Raw genomic sequence first — 15,914 nt, 5'->3', positions numbered from 1 at the left:
CTGTCTGGGTAGTTGTCGGTTTCAACCGTTAAGTTGTAGGCACTCGAAACGGAGTTCGTCGGGGGACTCGGTTCGATCCCATGTATTCATCTCGGTAGGGACGCGCTATGACGACGATGCTCGAACATTCCCCGGCACAGAAGCCTGCGCCTCAGAAGCCCGCACTCTCGGCTCGCGAGATCGAGATCCTGCGGGCCTGGCTGCTCTGCGAGTCCAAGTCCGAGGCGGCTGCGAGCCTGTTCGTCACCGCAGCCACGGTCAGCACCCACATCGTCCGCATCCGTGAGAAGTACGCCCGCGTCGGGCGTACGGCGACCACGAAGACGGCACTGCTCGCCCGCGCTCTGCAGGACGGTGTGGTCTCCATCGACGAGCTGTGACCCGTCGGCCTGCCACCACACAGGGTGGACACACGACGGATCCGACGAGCGCGGCCGACCGGATCCACCGGGTCTTCGGTCGGTTCATCAGCGCGGGCTACGTGTTCTACCTGCTGTTCGTCGTCCCCACAGCGGTGTCGCAGGCCCACCTCACGGCATGGTGGTGGTTGCCGACGGCACTGCTCGCGATCTTCGGCACCGGGATCGCGCTCGGGGTGGCGACCTTCCTGAGCGATGTCCGGTGGGTCGGACGACTCGCAGCCGCCAACGCCGTCGCCTTCCTGGTCGCGGCGGTCCTGTGGTTCCCGGCCTGGACGGGTGAGGTTTCCACGAACACGGCCTGGCAGGCGCTCTTCCCCGGAGTGGCAGGACTGTCCGCGGCGGCAGCGTGGCGGCCGCGGACGGCGCTCGCCTACCTCACGGTGGTGGTGCTCGTCGTGCAGACCACCAACTATCTGCTGGTGAACACCACGACGGGATACCGCTTCGTCCCGGAACTCGCGTTCGCGCTCATGTTCTGCGGGGTCTTCGCCGCCGCGGCGATCGTCGCCTTCCGCACGGGCGACGTCCTCGATTCCACCGTCGCGGCCACGGAGAAATCCGTCGTCGCAGCAGCGGCGGCCGCGGCCAGGACGGTCGAACGCGAGCGGTTCGACGCACTCGTCCACGACCGGGTGATGTCCACCCTGCTCGCCTCGGGTCGCGGCGCATCCGACGGTCCCGTCGCGGCCCAGGCCCGTCGTGCGCTGGAGATGTTCGACTCCCTGCGGCGCGGCGACGACACCGAGAGCAGCTTCGACGCCGACCGGGTGGCAGCCCAGTTCCGCTCGGCAGCCTCCGAGGTCGACGAGGACGTCGAGTTCACGACCACGACGAGCACCGATGCCGGACCGCACTACCCGGCCGACGTGATCAGAGCGGTCGCAGCCGCACTGGCCGAGGCCGTGCGGAACAGCGTGCGCCACGCCGGCCCGGGCACGCAGCGGGCCGTGCACGTCGACCTCGGGCCCGGATCGGTCCGGGTGGTCGTCCGCGACGACGGCCACGGATTCGACCCCGCCCAGATTGACCCCTACCGGATGGGCATCCGCGCGAGCATCCACGGACGCATGCGCGGCATGGCCGGGGGCGACTCGGAGATCACCTCGGGTCCCGCGGGCACGACGGTGACGCTGCACTGGTGCGATCCGGCCGAGCGTCGCGCGCCGTGACCGCCGAACCCACCCGCGACGTGCGCGACCTGCTGGGGATGCGCACCACGGCCGCACGTGCGCTCGTGAGCCTCTACGCCCTGGTCTGCCTCGTGCTGGCGGCGTTCGGGGCCGAGCACACGTCCGCGAGCTGGCCTCCCGCCCTCGCCGTGCTCGTGTGCACGTTCGCGGCATTCACCCTCATCACCGTTCCGGGCGACCCGCTGCCGATGCCGGCGACGATCTTGCTCGCCGCCACCGGGACGGTCTCCTCGGCGCTCGTGTTCTCGGTGCTGCCGGTGCCGTCTCCGGGAGGCATCGCGACCTGGCCGCTCGGGATGTCCACGGTCGTCTTCACCTTCATGTGCGTGCGCGGACGCACCCTCGCGGCGTGGATCGGGTTGGCCTGCATGATCGCGACCGCGACCTTCTGGACCTACGCCACCGGGCAGGGGATCGGCCCCGGCCTGTCGCTGTCGGTCGTCAACGCAGCGCCGGTCCTCATGTCCACCTTCTTCGCCTTCACCCTGCGACCCCTCGCCGGATCCATCTACCTGCTGCGGGCGATGTCGTTGCAACGCAGCGCGGAACAGGCCGCCTCGGCTGCAGCCCTCGAGGAGCGCGACGCGCAGCTCGACCGGCTCGACTCCCTGGCCCGGCCCCTGCTCGAACGCATCGCGACCGGGGAGCTGCTCGACGCGGGGGAGCGACGCGCCGGTGTGCTGCTCGAAGCGCGTCTGCGGGACGGCCTTCGAGCGCCGGCCCTGCAGGATCCGCAGGTCGTCGAGGCGGCCGACGCCGCGCGCCGACGTGGCGTGGACGTGGTGATGCTCGACGATCACGGCCTGGACGGGGTACACCCCGACGAACAGGCCCGCCTCCGCTGCGCGGTCGCCGACGAACTCGACTCGGTGTCACACGGTTCCGTCACGGTGCGGGTCCTGCCTCCGGGACGCCGGGCCCTCGTGACGATCCTCGTGCGGGGGGACTCCGTGCGCCGCATCGAGCTGGGCAAGGCGTCGCAGGGTTAGAGTCACACCTCGTGACCGTGCTGAAGTCGTTGCTGCTGTTCGCCGTTGCCGCCCTGTTCGAGATCGGCGGCGCGTGGCTGGTGTGGCAGGGCGTGCGTGAGCACCGCGGCTGGATCTGGATGGGCCTGGGCGTGATCGCTCTCGGCGCTTACGGTTTCGTCGCCACGCTCCAGCCCGACGCGAACTTCGGTCGCATCCTCGCGGCGTACGGCGGTGTGTTCGTGGCGGGTTCCCTGGTGTGGGGCATGGTGATGGACGGCTTCCGGCCGGATCGGTGGGATGTCGCGGGCGCGCTCGTGTGCCTTGCCGGCGTCGCCATCATCATGTATTCGCCCAGGTGAGGAGGCATCCGGCACCCAGGTGCCGGATGCCTCGTCCGGGCGTCACGGCACCATGACGCTGCCGACTGCGGGGGTCGAGTTGCACAGCGGTCCACTGCCGAGATTCACCGAACCGAAGACCGTCGCCACGACCTCGCCCGGACCGGTGTCGACCAGGGTCGACAGGTTCGGGTACGCACCGACCAGATCGACGATGCCGGTGCGGCCGTTGTTGCGGTTGAGCCATGCGACGCTGACCTGCCCCGCTGCCGGGACCGGCCACAGGGCCTCCCGTGTGGAGAACAGGACGTGGCCACCGGGGATGCCCTCGTCCGGTCCGGGTTGCGCCGTGACCGAGGTGAACGACGCCAGGCTGCCCTGGTTGATGCAGCCGATGGTGATCGCCGTGCCCAGAGGCTGAGGGGGTGCAGCGGTGGCCACACCGGTGAATGCGATTGCGGCGGCGACGGGTGCCGCCAGGGCGAGAACTCGACGTGGAATTCGCAGTGCAGGCATGGTGCTGCTCCTCGGAAAGGGAAGGTCACGTCCGGGAGCCGACCGCAGCGAGGAATACCGCGGCGCGTCCCGCGCACCGATGACGTGCGTGAGTCTATCGAGACACCGAAGACCCAGGAGCGGTTTCGGTCTCGATCCGATACAGCTCGGAAGCATTGCGGCGCAGTACCGCGTCGGAGAGCTCGTCGCCGAGGACGTCCTCGACGAGGGTGATGTCGCTGTCCCGGAACGGTCGCGGTGCGCGGGTCGACGGCAGGTCGGTGCCGAACACGAGTGCCCCGGGATTCACATCGGCAACGGCGCGAAGCGCGTCGGCCACCGGGAGATCGACGCGCCCGAACCCTGTTGCCTTCACGTGGATACCGCTCTCCACCAGCCGCAACAGTGACGGCAAGCCGTCCTGCGACAGGCCCAGGTGGTCGACGGAGACGGCGGGCAGTGCCGCGATCGTGGTGTGCAGCTCGGCCAGATCGCGCGAATCGACGTACAACTCGGCGTGCCAGCCGACGAGATCGTGGACCCGCCGGGCGAGTCGGTCGAGGTCGGACAGCGTGGCCGATCCGCCACGGCGGACGTTGAATCGCACGGCCCGCACTCCCGCCGCGTCGAGCCGGGTGATCTCGTCGTCCGAGGCGGTGGCCGGAAGTTGTACGACGCCGACGAAAGTGGGCCCGAGCCGGTCGAGCGCGTCGAGGAGATAGCCGTGGTCGAAAGCCTGGAACGACCCCGACACCACCGTGCCTCCGGTGACACCCAGATGCGCGACCCGCGCGAGATAGTCGTCGACGGTGAACGGTTCGGGCAGATAGCCGTCGTTCTCGACGAGGGGGAAACGCGGATCGATGATGTGCAGGTGGGCGTCGAACATCTCCCCACGATAGGAAGCCCGGTCCGAGCGGAACAGGGTTCGGATCAGCGGGAGTTCACTCGCGGCGGCGATGCGCGGTGTGACGGCGGAGGAGGGATTCGGCCAGTTCCGCCACGAGGTTCCGTGCCTCGGGTGGCCCGACGATCTCGATGTGCTCACCGAACTGCAGCAGTTGCCGCACACCGTCGATCGAGTCGTAGGCCACCGTGATCCGCGAGACGTCCGGTCGCGGCCCTGCGGTGCTCCCGCGCAGGCGGGCACCGAGGATGCGCCGGGCGAGATCGAGGCGGTTCGCCGCGAGATCGGCGGTGACGACGACGTCCTCGCGTCGTTCGAGTGCGTCGCCGAGTTCGCGTGCCAGCGCGGGCAGGGTGCGGCCGGGGGACAGGCGGCGCGGCCGGTCGAGCACTGTCCACGCACTCAGGCGGGTCAGTGCGAACAGTCGTGGTCGCCCCTCGTCGTCCGCCACGAGATACCAACGGCCGGCGCGGGAGAGCACACCGTAGGGATCGACGACGATCTCGCGTTCGCCGCGGTGCCCGCTCGACCGGTACGTGATGGCGAGTTGCCGTCCGCGCCGCAGGTCGCGGGTGAGGGCAGCGACGTCGGCCCGGTCCTCGGTGGCGAACCATCCCCGATTGTCGACGGTGACCACCTCGGTCAGTGGCAGCAGGTCGTTCTCGCGTGCGGTGGAGGGCGTGCGCCGGGCGCGTGCGGTGAGCTTGTGGACGGCGTCCCGCGCGGCGGCGTCGACACCGAGTTGGCGGGCCCGGCCCATGTCGACACCCAGGGCGCGCAGGACATCCACCTCGGACGCGTTGAGCCGGTTCAGGTCGGTCTGCCGGCCGGGGAGCATCACGATGCCGCCGTATCTGCCGCGTTCGGCGACCACCGGAAGGTCCGCAGCAGCAAGCGTTTCCACATCGCGCAACACGGTGCGCTCGGAGACGCCGAACTCCTCCGCGAGTTCGGCGGCCGTGACCCGGCTGCGGGCCTGCAGGACGGCCAGCATGCTCAGCAACCGCTGCGGCCGGTTCATCGGATGCGCGATCTCCTTTCGAAAACACGACAGGAACTGTCGGGTTTCAGTGTCACGGTAGTCCTCGAAGTCTTCACCGCCTACCGGAAGGAGGGACCGATGACCGTGTCGTCGCCCAACCTGTTCCTGATCTACGTGACCGACGTCGAACGCGCGACCCGCTTCTACAGCGACCTGTTCGCCATGACCCCGCAGATGACGACCCCGCGCTACGTCTCCTTCGAAGTGGCGCCGGGAGTGCTGTTCGCACTGTGGTCGGGTCGCGCGGAGACCGTGGATGCGACCGCTCCGCGGTTCTCCGAGGTGGGCGTGATGGTGCCGGGCTCGACCGCCGCCGTCGATGCGATCCACGACGAGTGGGCCGGTAAGGGGGTGACGGTCGTGGAGGCGCCGCACGACGAGGTGTTCGGGCGGACGTTCGTGGTCTCGGACCCGGACGGGAACCTCATCCGCGTCTCCCCGCTGGACTGAGCCTCCGCTCGACCGACCGGCCTACGACGCCTCGCGCATCGTGAGCCCACCGAGTTCGACCGTGTACGTCTGCGACGCCTCGTCCCACCACACGGAGTAGGTGGTGGGGTAGAGGCCCTCGCGTTGGTACGCCTCGGGCAGTCGGAGTTCCTCGTGGTGCGCCGGCCGCGTCGCGAGCCACTCCCGGCTCAGCATGGGTTCGATGAACGCCTGCCGTCCGTCCCACGTGCCGTAGAGCACGGTCTCGGTGAGGTGGTGTCCCGCTGCCGGATCGTGCTCCGCCTCGGTGGTGTCCACCCAGTGCAGTCCCATGCCCGCGACGGTCGACGTCAGCGGATCCCCGGACGGTGCGTACCCCTCCGGCACGTAACGCGGGTCGGGCACGCGGGCCGCGGCCGGGATGTAGCCGGGGGCGAAGGGATGGATCGACTCCACCGTGGGCCGATCCAGGAGATAGAAGTGGACGTCGAAGTGCGGGACGTCGAAGCCGTGCTGGGGGTCGTGGCCGTGCGAGTTCCAGTCGACCGTGACGTGGTCGAACGCGGTGGCGGCCGCCTCCTCGGGCAACTCGAGCACGTAGGCCTCGGTGACCGGCAGCAGCGCACCGGGCAGGTCGTCGAGGGCCGCCGCATCGAGTCGCACCCCGATGGTGGCCGGCGTGCCCGCCTCGTCGACGGTGACGTACGTGCGGGCGTTGCCCGCCCCGACGGGATGAGCGGGTCCTTCGACCAGGCCGGAGACTCCCCCGGCTCCTGCGGGAGCAGGAGTGACGAACAATCCGAGGACCGCCGCCGAGACGATCACGGCGAGATGTCGGGCACGAGGCCGAATGTCCATGCGGGGTCCTCGATTTCCGTCGTCGTCGAGCGGCATCGTTGTGGATGCTAACTGTCGCGCGAACGGTGGAGGGCCGACTAGATCGAACCGTGATGCGTGGACGGGACGGTGCCCGTGACGTTCCGGGGGTGGGGTCCGGGAGTGCTCGCGGAGCCGGCGGACCCGATGTGTGCCCCCGGCAGGATTCGAACCTGCGACACCCGCTTTAGGAGAGCGGTGCTCTATCCCCTGAGCTACGGAGGCGTCCGGCCGGGCGAAGCCGACCTTGGCGCGTTGTGAGTGTAGCCGCCGGGCGCGTGCCGTAACCAAGCGCCCGTTCTCGAGGCTCTCGAGGCCGGGCGTACGACCTGCAGGTTCCCGCCGATTGAGATCGAGGAAAGGTAACACTGGCCTTTCCCTATACCGTTTTGTTACCTTGGGTCGCCAGGAGCGGCCGGGGGGATACCCGGTCGAAGTCGGGACGAAACAAGGGACACACTGTGGGACGCCATCAGCGCACACGCGAAGACGAAGCATTCGACCTCGAGACGATTCGTGTGCCGTCCTCCGGCAAGGGCCGTCACCGCGTCGAGCCCACCGGTACGTCCGCTCCGGTCAAGGCCGCCACCGTCGCCGCTGCCACGGGTGCCTTCTTCGCCGTCGGCTCGCAGATCGGCGCCGGCACCGCTGCCGCGCATCCCGGCCACGACCACGTCCAGGCCGAGGCCCCCGCGCCCAGCCTGCCCTTCGAGCTCCCCGCGGGCCTGCTGCCCGAGGGTGTCGAGATCCCGGCCATCCCCGGCATCACCACCCCGGCCGAGCAGGGCGCACCCGAGCTTCCGGCCGAGGTCACCGGCTTCCTCGATCAGTTCTCGGGTCCCAGCTGGCTCGACCAGCTCAACCCGGCTTCTCCCTCCGCCGTCCAGCCCGTCTCCGGCACCCTCACCTCCGACTGGGGTCCGCGCTGGGGCGCCCACCACGGCGGCATCGACATCGCAGCCCCGATCGGAACGCCCATCAAGTCCGCGGCCAACGGCACGGTCCTCGACGCCGGACCGGCTTCCGGCTTCGGCCAGTGGGTCCGCGTCCTCAACGACGACGGCACCACCGCCGTCTACGGTCACGTGAGCACCTACCAGGTCTCGGCCGGTCAGCGTGTCAACGCCGGCCAGCAGATCGCCACAGTCGGCAACGAGGGCTGGTCCACCGGACCGCACCTGCACTTCGAGGTCTGGGACACCGAAGGCACCAAGATCAACCCCAACGCGTGGCTGAGCGATCGCGGCGTCGTCACCGACTGGGGCGGCTACCGCGCCGTCTGATCCCACCGCAGTGTTCGATCCCACCGCAGTGTTCGATCCCACCGCAGTGTTCGATCCCACCCGACGGCACGCCGTCGATCCCACCCGCAGCGTGAGCGCGCGCTAGGCTTGGCTCGACAGACCGCGCGCCGACCCGGGGGTTCCATTGGGAGCTGAGATATCCGCACGTTCGTTCACCGGGGAAGACCGGCGGATGTTCCGGAGCAAGGTTCGCGACTGCATGAAGGCGCTCGAGCGGATGCTTCGAGAGGACGTCTTCGTCGACGTGCACTCGTCACCCGAACCGCATCTCGGCATGGAGATCGAGTTCAACCTCGTCCGCGACGACATGTCGCCCGCGATGTCGAACCTCGAGGTGCTCCAGGCGATCGACGATCACGCGGTCTTCCAGACCGAACTCGGCCAGTTCAACGTCGAGATGAACGTCGAGCCGCGACGTCTCACCGGCGACGAACCCTTCGAACTCGAAGAGTCGCTGCGGTCGTCGCTGCGGCGCGCCGACGAGCGGATGCACCTGCACGACGCGCAGCTGGTCATGATCGGCATGCTGCCCACGCTCGAACTCGACGATCTCGAACGGGGCCGGATCACCGCCAATCCCCGCTACGAAGCGCTCAACGAGCAGATCTTCGCGGCGCGCGGCGAGGACATCGAACTCGATCTCGACGGTGTGCCGTTGCCCGGCAGCGATGTCGTGGAAACCCTTCGCGCAGACATGAATTCGGTGGTTCCCGAGGCGGCCTGCACGTCCCTGCAGCTGCACCTGCGGATCGCCCCCGAAGATTTCGCGACGCACTGGAACGCCGCCCAGTGCCTGGCCGGAGCGCAGGTCGCGCTCGCGGCGAACTCGCCCTTCCTCGCCGGCAAGGCGCTGTGGCACGAGAGCCGGATCCCGTTGTTCGCGCAGGCCACTGACACGCGTCCGCTCGAACTGCGGAACCAGGGCGTCCGTCCCCGCGTGTGGTTCGGTGAGCGGTGGATCGACTCCGTCCTCGACCTGTTCGAGGAGAACTCCCACTACTTCACGGCTCTCCTTCCGGAGGTCTCGGACGTCGATCCGATGGCCGAACTCGACGCCGGCCGGATTCCCGAACTGCGCGAACTGCAGATGCACAATGGCACCATCTACCGGTGGAACCGGCCCGTCTACGACATCAGCGACGGCCATCCGCACCTGCGCGTCGAGAACCGTGTGCTCCCTGCAGGACCGACCGTCCTCGACACCATGGCCAACGCCGCCTTCTACTACGGGACGCTGCGCGCCCTCACCGACGCCGACGAGCCGCTCTGGCGCGACCTCAGCTTCGACGCCGCCGAGCGGAACCTCGTGCTCGGTGCGAAGTTCGGTCTCGACGCGAAGCTGTACTGGCCGCGCACCGGATGGGTCGGCGCCGACGAACTCGTGCTGCGGTGCCTGTTGCCGCTTGCGCACCAGGGCCTCGAGGCATACGGACTGTCGGCGGCGGTCCGCGACCGCTATCTCGGCATCGTCGAGGGGCGTGCACTGACTCGGCAGACCGGGGCAGCGTGGCAACGACGGCAGGTGGCCCGACGCGAGGCTGCCGGCGAGAACCGTCGCACCGCCCTGCTCGGGATGATGAAGGACTACGTGCAGAACATGGCCTCGGGTACTCCCGCTCACGAGTGGGAGTGACGGCCCTACAGTTGTAGGGTCCGCGTCACGGCCACCGTCGGCTGGACGACGACGCGATCCGCGGGTGGCTCGAAGCCGGCTACTTCGCCGAGATCGTCACCGAGATCGGCGACGCGGACGCCTAGGCGGCTCTCGAGCATGCTCAACGTCAGCTCGACCTCGATCCCGTCGGCACCGGGAGCCCAGAACAGGAAACCGAAGTCGTCGGACGGTTCGGCGCGGAAGCCGTCCACCGTCGCGCCGTGGACGTGGGCGGTGGTGTTGTCGATCCACAACCCGACAGCCTGGGCGTTCCTCGGTGAGCTCAACCGCAGTCGTATCTTCCGGGCGCTTCCGCCGGTCGTGTCCTCGAGGATCTCGACCTCGGGCGCCTCGAGGTCGGCGACCGGAGCGGGCCCGTGGTACATCGGCCGGTGCTCCCGCCACGGGAAGGCGGTGGGGAGCGATTCGGGACCGGTGGTGAGCAGCCCTTCGCTCCAGTCGGATCTCGGGCCGTCCGGCGATCCCCACACCGCGGCACCCCGATCGGCGTCGAGCGAGTACCAAAGGTATTCCTGCCGGGGATCGGTCGCCCCGTCCCGGTTGAGGTAGCCGGCGAGCAGCGTGCCCACCACGACGATCGCGATCGTGCCGGTCGCGGAGACGACGAGCCCGCGGCTGGTCGACGCGAACGGCTCGCACAGCGGGAGTACCGCGGCGAACGTGAATGCGACGAACAGACCGGTCACCGGTGCCCCGTAGAGGAGTCCGGCGTCGAACGACACCAGCACGGCGGGCAGGCCGAAGATCAGCGAGCCGAGCGCGCCGAGGGCGATCGCGACGAGCGGCCACACCGTGTCGTCCTGCGGGAGAAGCAGCGCCACCAGCAGACCCAGCGCCGTCGGCAGGACGAGTACGAGCATTGTCAGCGGCACACCGGCGAAGGGGATACCGGCGAGAGCGAGCACCGCGACGAGCGTGAACGCTCCGCACGTGAGCGCGGCGGCCGGACGGCCGCGACCCCACCACGATCGCGCGACCAGCAGTACACCGAGGGCCGCGACGACCGCCGCGAACTGGAAGACACCCGGCCGGTAGGGCTCGTCGGCGACCGGCGCGGCCATGCCCGGATCGACGGTCTGCACGATCCACCACGGCAGCCACGCTGCGCCCGCCGCGAGGACGGCGGCGAGCAGCGACACGGCCACGGCAGCGCCGGCCTGCCAGGCCGACGTCTGGCCGCGGCGCACCCGCAGCACGACGATCGCCCCCACGACGCCTGCCAGCACGATCGCCCCGACGACCTCGGCCCACCGCGGCAGGTGGAGCAGTCCCCAGGGCGCGGTCGTCACGACCTGGTCGCCGCCGTCGTCGACCGTCGTGAGATCGGATCCGGCGAGGGTGCAGGCCGTCGCGAGGGAGGTGTCGCCCATGTGCTGCAGCGACGTCCGGCTGAGACGGTCGGGGGTGTCGAGAGGGCTGTGGTAGTACGCCGATCCCGCGGAGATCGCGGTGTCGAGGGCGTGGTGGCCGTGCTCGGCGAAGCGGCGGAAATCGGTGTCGTTCGGCAGCGCCTCGAAGATCAGTTCGGTGAGGGAGTCCGCGTTCGCTCCCGGTGCCCCCGCCAGACTGTTGATCAGGACGCCGTTCGGTGAGGTGATCCGGAAGGTCGTCGGTGTACCGGCGTTCCCGCGGGCCTCGTGGTTGAGCACGACGACCGGACCGGCCCGCACGGACTCCGTGCCCACGAACCGGTGGGCGCCGAGCAGACCGTTCTCCTCACCGTCGGTGAGCAGGACGACGACGTCGTTCCGCGAGGGAGGACCGGACTCGATGGCACGGGCGACCTCGAGGACCGTGCCGACGCCGATCCCGTCGTCGCTCGCGCCGGGGGAGCCCCGGACCGTGTCGTAGTGCGCGGCGAGCACGACGGTGCCGGTGGGATCGGTACCGGCTCGGGTCGCCACGATGTTCTGCACGCGGGCACCGCGCTGGGTCGCCTCACCGGACCGCGCCATCCATCCCACGCCGGAGTCGACGCGGGTGGACCACCCGAGATCCTCGAGGACGGCGACGAGATGGTCGCGGGCGGCGGCGTGGGCGGTCGACCCGGGCGGTCGTGGGCCGGTGGCGATCGCGTCGATGTGTTCACCGGCGCGGGCGGCGCTGAAGACATCGGCGGGTGCATCGGTTCCGAGCGGCTCGTCGGACCCGGGGAACAGCGCAACGAGGCCCGCCATGAGAAGGACTCCGATCAGCGCGAGGACACTGCTACCCAGTGCCTGGAATCGGCTACGCGGGGACGGGGCCGGGTGGCGAACAGCCGCGGCGGAGTCCATGGGTGCAGCCTAGCCGCGAATGCAGCGGTGCCCCGGCAGACTCAGCCGGGGCACCGCGATCGGATCGGGTCGGATCAGGAGGCAGGCGCCCAGCTGTCGGGTCCGAACACCTCGTAGTGGATGTTCTCGGCCGGGACGTTGCGCTCGATCAGGGCCTCGCGCAGCGAGAGCATGAACGGCAGCGGGCCGCACAGGTAGGCCTGGGTCTTCGGATCGAGCGGCAGATCGGAGATGTCGGCACGTCCGACGCGGACCGTCTCGAGCGGCCGGCGGTTGCCGAGGTCCTCGTACCAGCGGTACAGCTGGGCCGACGGGATCTTCTCGGCAAGGGTCTCGAGCTCGCGGCGGTGGGCGTGGCTCGCGACCGACCGGTCGGCGTGCAGGACCGCGACGGGACGCTCGTCGCCGACGCCGGCGAGATGATCGAGCATGCCGATCATCGGGGTGCATCCGATGCCGGCGGACGCCAACAGGATCGGGGTGTCGTCCTCGGTGAGTACTAGATCGCCGAAGGGAGTGGTGACTTCCAGCTCGTCGCCCTCGAAGACGTTGTTGTACAGGAAGTTCGACACCTCACCGGCGGGAAGCACGGTGCCGTCGGGTGCGGTGGTCTCCAGGACCCGCTTGACGGTGATACGCCAGTCGCCCTTCGCGGGTGCGCTCGACAGGCTGTACTGACGGATCTGGCGGGCGCCGTCGGGGAGGCGGACGCCGACCGAGAGGTACTGGCCCGGACGGAAGGTGGGCAGCGGGGAACCGTCGAGCGAGGTGAGCACGAACGAGACGGTGTCGGCGGACTGGTGGACGCGGTCGGCGACGCGGACGGTGCGCCAGACGTCGCCGGCCTCGACACCTGCGGCCCGGTACAGATCGGCCTCCATCGAGATGAGGGTATTGGCCATCAGCCAGTACAGCTCGTCCCACGCCTTCGCGACTTCCGGAGTCACTGCCTCTCCGAGGATTTCGACGATCGCCTCGAAGAGGTGCTTGTGGACGATCCAGTACTCGTCGGGCTTGATGCCGAGCGAGGCGTGCTTGTGGGCGATGCGGGACAGGATCGCCTCGACACGGGCGGGATCGGGATCGAGCTGGAGCGTCGCGAAGGCCGCGATCGATCCGGCGAGTGCCTTCTGCTGCTCACCCTGCTTCTGGTTGCCGCGGTTGAACAGATCGCGTTCGAGCTCGGGATGGGCGGCGAACATCTTGCTATAGAACAACGGGGTGATGTCGCCGATGGCGGCTCCCACCGCCGGGAGGGTCGCGGCGATGACGTCCTTGGATTCGGGTGAGAGCGGCATGGTGTGTCTCCTCGTGTGTGTCGTGACGGGCTGCACCGGCAGCCTCGCCGTGGGTCAGCGGCCGGTGGGTGGTTCGAGGGTGAGCAGGACCGGACCGGCGTCAGGGGTCGCCAGGTCGGCGATCGTGACGTCGTCGAGAGCGGCGTAGAAGGCGTCCTGTGCGGTACGCAGCTTCGAGCGCAGGGTGCAGCCGTGACGCAGGGGGCACGGCTTCGCTCCTTCGCACTCGACGACTTCTTCTTCACCTTCGAGGGCTCGGGTGAGCCATCCGAGGCTCGCCGTGCGGCCGAGTTCGGTGACGGTCAGGCCTCCGCCGCGTCCGCGGCGGGTGGCCACCACCCCGAGCTCGCCGAGTCGGGCGACGACCTTCGTCGTATGTGCGTACGACAGATCGAGCTGGTTTGCAATCGTTCTGGTACCGGGCATACTCCCCGCCGGGCCGGCGACGAGATGCATCACAACTCTCAGTCCGAGATCGGTGAACCGGGTGAGTTGCATGGCCCTACGCTAGTAAATTCGCATTCGCGATGACAATTTTATGTGACGCACATCGCTGTCGATGGAATGCATTGCCACCGAAGGAATCCCGATGTGATGACCAAAGTCCGTATCCGGACGTACCGGATCCGACTAGCCTCACGGACGTGAAACCTCTCGGTGAAGCACCCCGCGACCACAACCACGTAACCGTCGGTGCCGACGGTTCCCCGGCCTCCGAGCGGGCGGTGAGGTGGGCTGCCGCCACCGCGGCCGGCCGGAAGATCCCACTGCATCTCGTCCACGCGGTGGACTTCGCACCCTCGGGTTGGACGAAACTTCCCTTCTTCCGCCCCTCGCAGGTCTTCGAATGGAGCGAGGCCGAGGCTCAGGCACTCCTGAAGGAGGCTGCAGAGACCGCCGAGGCGGTGGCGCCGGACCTCGAGATCACCGCCGAGCTCGCCCTCACCGGAAGCGCCAAGTGGCTCGTCGAACTGTCCCGCACGTCGCGCATGATCGTCCTCGGGGCCACCGGCAGCACCAAGATGGGGGAGGCCTTCCTCGGTTCCACCCCGGTCTCCGTCGCCGGTCATGCCGAATGCCCGGTCGTCGTGGTGCGAGGACCGGAAGGGCCCGTCCCCGACGAGCGACCCGTCGTCGTCGGCGTGGACGGCAGCCCCGCGAGCCGCCAAGCGGTCGATCTGGCGTTCGAGGAGGCATCCTGGCGCAGGGTCGACCTCGTCGCCGTCCACGTCTGGAGCGACCTGAAAGTCGGGGAGATCGACGAGTCGCCCCTCGACTTCGATCCCCGCGCGTTCGAGGAGTACGAGCACTCCCTGCTGTCCGAGTGCCTCGCGGGCTACGGCGAGCGCTATCCGGACGTGACGGTCCACCGGAAGGTCTACGTCGACGGCCCCCGCGCCCATCTGCAGTCCTGGAGCGAGAAAGCCCAGCTCGTCGTGGTAGGGACTCGCGGCAGGGGAGGCTTCAAGGGGATGGTGCTCGGTTCTACCGGAAACGCGCTCATGCGCGAGGCGCGCTGCCCGGTGATGGTGGTGCGACCGGTCACCTCCTGACGGCGGTAGTGTGCGGGGCACATGGACGATCGCGCCCCCGAACGGGGGTGTGCAGCAGGGACGAAGGTGGCGCATGCGCATCGGGATGGGACTGAACTACAGCGGAGGTTTCGCGGAGACCGCGGCGGAGGTGGCCGACCTGGAGAAGGCCGGCCTCGACATCGTGTTCGTACCCGAGGCCTATTCGTTCGATGCGGTGAGTCAGCTCGGCTATCTGGCGGCGAAGACCTCCCGGGTCGAACTCGCCTCCGGCATCCTCCAGTTGTTCACCCGGACACCGACGCTCACCGCCATGACGGCGGCCGGTCTGGACTTCGTCTCCGACGGCCGATTCGTGCTCGGTGTCGGCGCGTCGGGCCCTCAGGTCATCGAAGGTTTCCACGGCGTTCCCTACAACGCGCCGCTGGGTCGCACCCGCGAGATCGTCGACATCTGCCGGCAGGTGTGGCGCCGCGAGAAGGTGGACCACCAGGGCAAGTACTACCAGATCCCGCTGCCCGAAGACCGCGGCACCGGACTCGGCAAGCCGCTGAAAATCATCAACAAGCCTGTGCGCGAACGTATCCCGATCATCATCGCGTCGCTCGGCCCGAAGAACGTCGAGATGACCGCCGAGATCGCCGAGGGCTGGCAGCCGCTGTTCTATTACCCGGAGAAGGCCGCCGACGTGTGGGGCGAATCGATCGCGAAGGGCAAGGCCAAGCGCGATCCCGCACTCGGCGACCTGCAGATCTACGCGCAGACCCCGCTCGCCATCGGCGACGACGTCGACCACATGCTCGACTGGGTCCGGCCCATGGTCGCGCTGTACGTCGGCGGCATGGGCGCCAAGGGCAAGAACTTCTACAACGACCTCGCGATCCGCTACGGCTACGCGAAGGAAGCCGAGACCATCCAGGAGCTCTACCTGGCCGGCAAGAAGGAGGAGGCGGCCGCGGCGGTGCCCGTCGAACTGCTCCGCTCGATCTCCCTGATCGGTTCGGAGGGCTTCGTGCGGGAGCGAGTCGCTGCCTTCGCGGAGGCCGGGGTCACCACCCTCAACGTCACCCCCTTCGCGGCCGACACCGCAGGTCGTGTGCGACTGATCGAACAGCTGCGGCAGATCTGCGGCTGACCCACCGAGAAAGGTTCCTCGTGC

16 protein-coding genes and 1 tRNA gene are annotated in these 15,914 nt (G+C 69.0%); 9 read left to right on the top strand and 8 right to left on the bottom strand.

The genetic code is table 11. The features are described from left to right. Positions 1–107 precede the first annotated feature (107 nt). Genes BLV31_RS21135 through BLV31_RS21120 form a run of 4 tightly spaced genes read left to right on the top strand, consistent with a single transcriptional unit; the run spans position 108 to position 2,942 of the window. Positions 108–380, top strand: a complete 273-nt coding sequence (locus tag BLV31_RS21135) for a LuxR C-terminal-related transcriptional regulator (protein WP_016692216.1) — start codon at positions 108–110, stop codon at positions 378–380. After that, positions 377–1,591 (top strand): ATP-binding protein, encoded by a 1,215-nt coding sequence (locus BLV31_RS21130; protein ID WP_039583976.1) that lies wholly within the window; start codon positions 377–379, stop codon positions 1,589–1,591. The genes BLV31_RS21135 and BLV31_RS21130 overlap by 4 nt, the downstream gene beginning before the upstream one ends. Then, on the top strand, positions 1,588–2,601 hold the full coding sequence (locus BLV31_RS21125; protein ID WP_081263360.1) for a DUF8320 family protein: 1,014 nt from the start codon (positions 1,588–1,590) through the stop codon (positions 2,599–2,601). The genes BLV31_RS21130 and BLV31_RS21125 overlap by 4 nt, the downstream gene beginning before the upstream one ends. 11 nt (positions 2,602–2,612) lie before the next feature. Continuing rightward, complete coding sequence (locus tag BLV31_RS21120; RefSeq protein WP_006551592.1) at positions 2,613–2,942, top strand: YnfA family protein; 330 nt, start codon at positions 2,613–2,615, stop codon at positions 2,940–2,942. 42 nt (positions 2,943–2,984) lie between these two features. Here the strand turns inward: BLV31_RS21120 and BLV31_RS21115 are convergent, their stop codons facing one another. The 3 genes from BLV31_RS21115 to BLV31_RS21105 all read right to left on the bottom strand — a co-directional run bounded on the left by BLV31_RS21115 (position 2,985) and on the right by BLV31_RS21105 (position 5,344). Continuing rightward, a complete protein-coding gene (locus BLV31_RS21115; RefSeq protein ID WP_064060187.1) occupies positions 2,985–3,437 on the bottom strand; it encodes a hypothetical protein in 453 nt (150 codons plus the stop codon). Positions 3,438–3,531: 94 nt separating this feature from the next. Then, on the bottom strand, positions 3,532–4,305 hold the full coding sequence (locus BLV31_RS21110; protein ID WP_064060186.1) for an amidohydrolase family protein: 774 nt from the start codon (positions 4,303–4,305) through the stop codon (positions 3,532–3,534). 55 nt (positions 4,306–4,360) lie between these two features. Next, complete coding sequence (locus tag BLV31_RS21105) at positions 4,361–5,344, bottom strand: helix-turn-helix transcriptional regulator (RefSeq protein WP_064060185.1); 984 nt, start codon at positions 5,342–5,344, stop codon at positions 4,361–4,363. A gap of 99 nt (positions 5,345–5,443) precedes the next feature. On the opposite strand from BLV31_RS21105, the gene BLV31_RS21100 reads away from it, so the two are divergent. Then, positions 5,444–5,815 carry a VOC family protein gene (locus tag BLV31_RS21100; protein WP_230826417.1) on the top strand — a complete coding sequence of 124 codons (372 nt, stop codon included), beginning with the start codon at positions 5,444–5,446 and terminating at the stop codon, positions 5,813–5,815. 21 nt (positions 5,816–5,836) lie between these two features. On the opposite strand, the gene BLV31_RS21095 is transcribed toward BLV31_RS21100, so the two are convergent. Beyond that, positions 5,837–6,652: a DUF5602 domain-containing protein gene (locus BLV31_RS21095; RefSeq protein WP_006551587.1), complete on the bottom strand. Its 816-nt coding sequence runs from the start codon at positions 6,650–6,652 to the stop codon at positions 5,837–5,839. 170 nt (positions 6,653–6,822) lie between these two features. Then, positions 6,823–6,895: transfer RNA gene (locus BLV31_RS21090), tRNA-Arg, on the bottom strand. Positions 6,896–7,131: 236 nt separating this feature from the next. On the opposite strand from BLV31_RS21090, the gene BLV31_RS21085 reads away from it, so the two are divergent. Then, positions 7,132–7,953, top strand: a complete 822-nt coding sequence (locus tag BLV31_RS21085; RefSeq protein ID WP_006551574.1) for a M23 family metallopeptidase — start codon at positions 7,132–7,134, stop codon at positions 7,951–7,953. A gap of 145 nt (positions 7,954–8,098) precedes the next feature. Next, complete coding sequence (locus BLV31_RS21080) at positions 8,099–9,607, top strand: glutamate-cysteine ligase family protein (protein ID WP_039957993.1); 1,509 nt, start codon at positions 8,099–8,101, stop codon at positions 9,605–9,607. 5 nt (positions 9,608–9,612) lie between these two features. Here the strand turns inward: BLV31_RS21080 and BLV31_RS21075 are convergent, their stop codons facing one another. The 3 genes from BLV31_RS21075 to BLV31_RS21065 form a co-directional block, all read right to left on the bottom strand. Beyond that, positions 9,613–11,925: a M28 family peptidase gene (locus tag BLV31_RS21075; protein ID WP_072740561.1), complete on the bottom strand. Its 2,313-nt coding sequence runs from the start codon at positions 11,923–11,925 to the stop codon at positions 9,613–9,615. 74 nt (positions 11,926–11,999) lie between these two features. Next, positions 12,000–13,223 (bottom strand): globin domain-containing protein, encoded by a 1,224-nt coding sequence (locus BLV31_RS21070; protein WP_019289865.1) that lies wholly within the window; start codon positions 13,221–13,223, stop codon positions 12,000–12,002. 54 nt (positions 13,224–13,277) lie between these two features. After that, positions 13,278–13,721: an RrF2 family transcriptional regulator gene (locus BLV31_RS21065; protein ID WP_006551570.1), complete on the bottom strand. Its 444-nt coding sequence runs from the start codon at positions 13,719–13,721 to the stop codon at positions 13,278–13,280. A gap of 146 nt (positions 13,722–13,867) precedes the next feature. On the opposite strand from BLV31_RS21065, the gene BLV31_RS21060 reads away from it, so the two are divergent. Further along, on the top strand, positions 13,868–14,776 hold the full coding sequence (locus tag BLV31_RS21060; protein WP_006551569.1) for a universal stress protein: 909 nt from the start codon (positions 13,868–13,870) through the stop codon (positions 14,774–14,776). 73 nt (positions 14,777–14,849) lie between these two features. Then, positions 14,850–15,890, top strand: a complete 1,041-nt coding sequence (locus tag BLV31_RS21055) for an LLM class F420-dependent oxidoreductase (protein WP_006551568.1) — start codon at positions 14,850–14,852, stop codon at positions 15,888–15,890. Positions 15,891–15,914 lie beyond the last annotated feature (24 nt).

Source organism: Rhodococcus pyridinivorans, assembly GCF_900105195.1.
In the GTDB taxonomy this organism is placed as follows: domain Bacteria; phylum Actinomycetota; class Actinomycetes; order Mycobacteriales; family Mycobacteriaceae; genus Rhodococcus; species Rhodococcus pyridinivorans.
Note: the sequence above shows the minus strand (reverse complement) of the source record. Positions and strands in the feature narration are given on the sequence as shown.

What these genes read in the sequence shown, in the direction of transcription:
- BLV31_RS21135 (WP_016692216.1), top strand. Translation starts at nt 108, where the DNA reads ATGACGACGATGCTCGAACATTCCCCGGCACAGAAGCCTGCGCCTCAG.
- BLV31_RS21115 (WP_064060187.1), bottom strand. Translation starts at nt 3,437, where the DNA reads ATGCCTGCACTGCGAATTCCACGTCGAGTTCTCGCCCTGGCGGCACCC.
- BLV31_RS21110 (WP_064060186.1), bottom strand. Translation starts at nt 4,305, where the DNA reads ATGTTCGACGCCCACCTGCACATCATCGATCCGCGTTTCCCCCTCGTC.
- BLV31_RS21105 (WP_064060185.1), bottom strand. Translation starts at nt 5,344, where the DNA reads ATGAACCGGCCGCAGCGGTTGCTGAGCATGCTGGCCGTCCTGCAGGCC.
- BLV31_RS21100 (WP_230826417.1), top strand. Translation starts at nt 5,444, where the DNA reads ATGACCGTGTCGTCGCCCAACCTGTTCCTGATCTACGTGACCGACGTC.
- BLV31_RS21095 (WP_006551587.1), bottom strand. Translation starts at nt 6,652, where the DNA reads ATGGACATTCGGCCTCGTGCCCGACATCTCGCCGTGATCGTCTCGGCG.
- BLV31_RS21075 (WP_072740561.1), bottom strand. Translation starts at nt 11,925, where the DNA reads ATGGACTCCGCCGCGGCTGTTCGCCACCCGGCCCCGTCCCCGCGTAGC.
- BLV31_RS21070 (WP_019289865.1), bottom strand. Translation starts at nt 13,223, where the DNA reads ATGCCGCTCTCACCCGAATCCAAGGACGTCATCGCCGCGACCCTCCCG.
- BLV31_RS21065 (WP_006551570.1), bottom strand. Translation starts at nt 13,721, where the DNA reads ATGCAACTCACCCGGTTCACCGATCTCGGACTGAGAGTTGTGATGCAT.
- BLV31_RS21055 (WP_006551568.1), top strand. Translation starts at nt 14,850, where the DNA reads ATGCGCATCGGGATGGGACTGAACTACAGCGGAGGTTTCGCGGAGACC.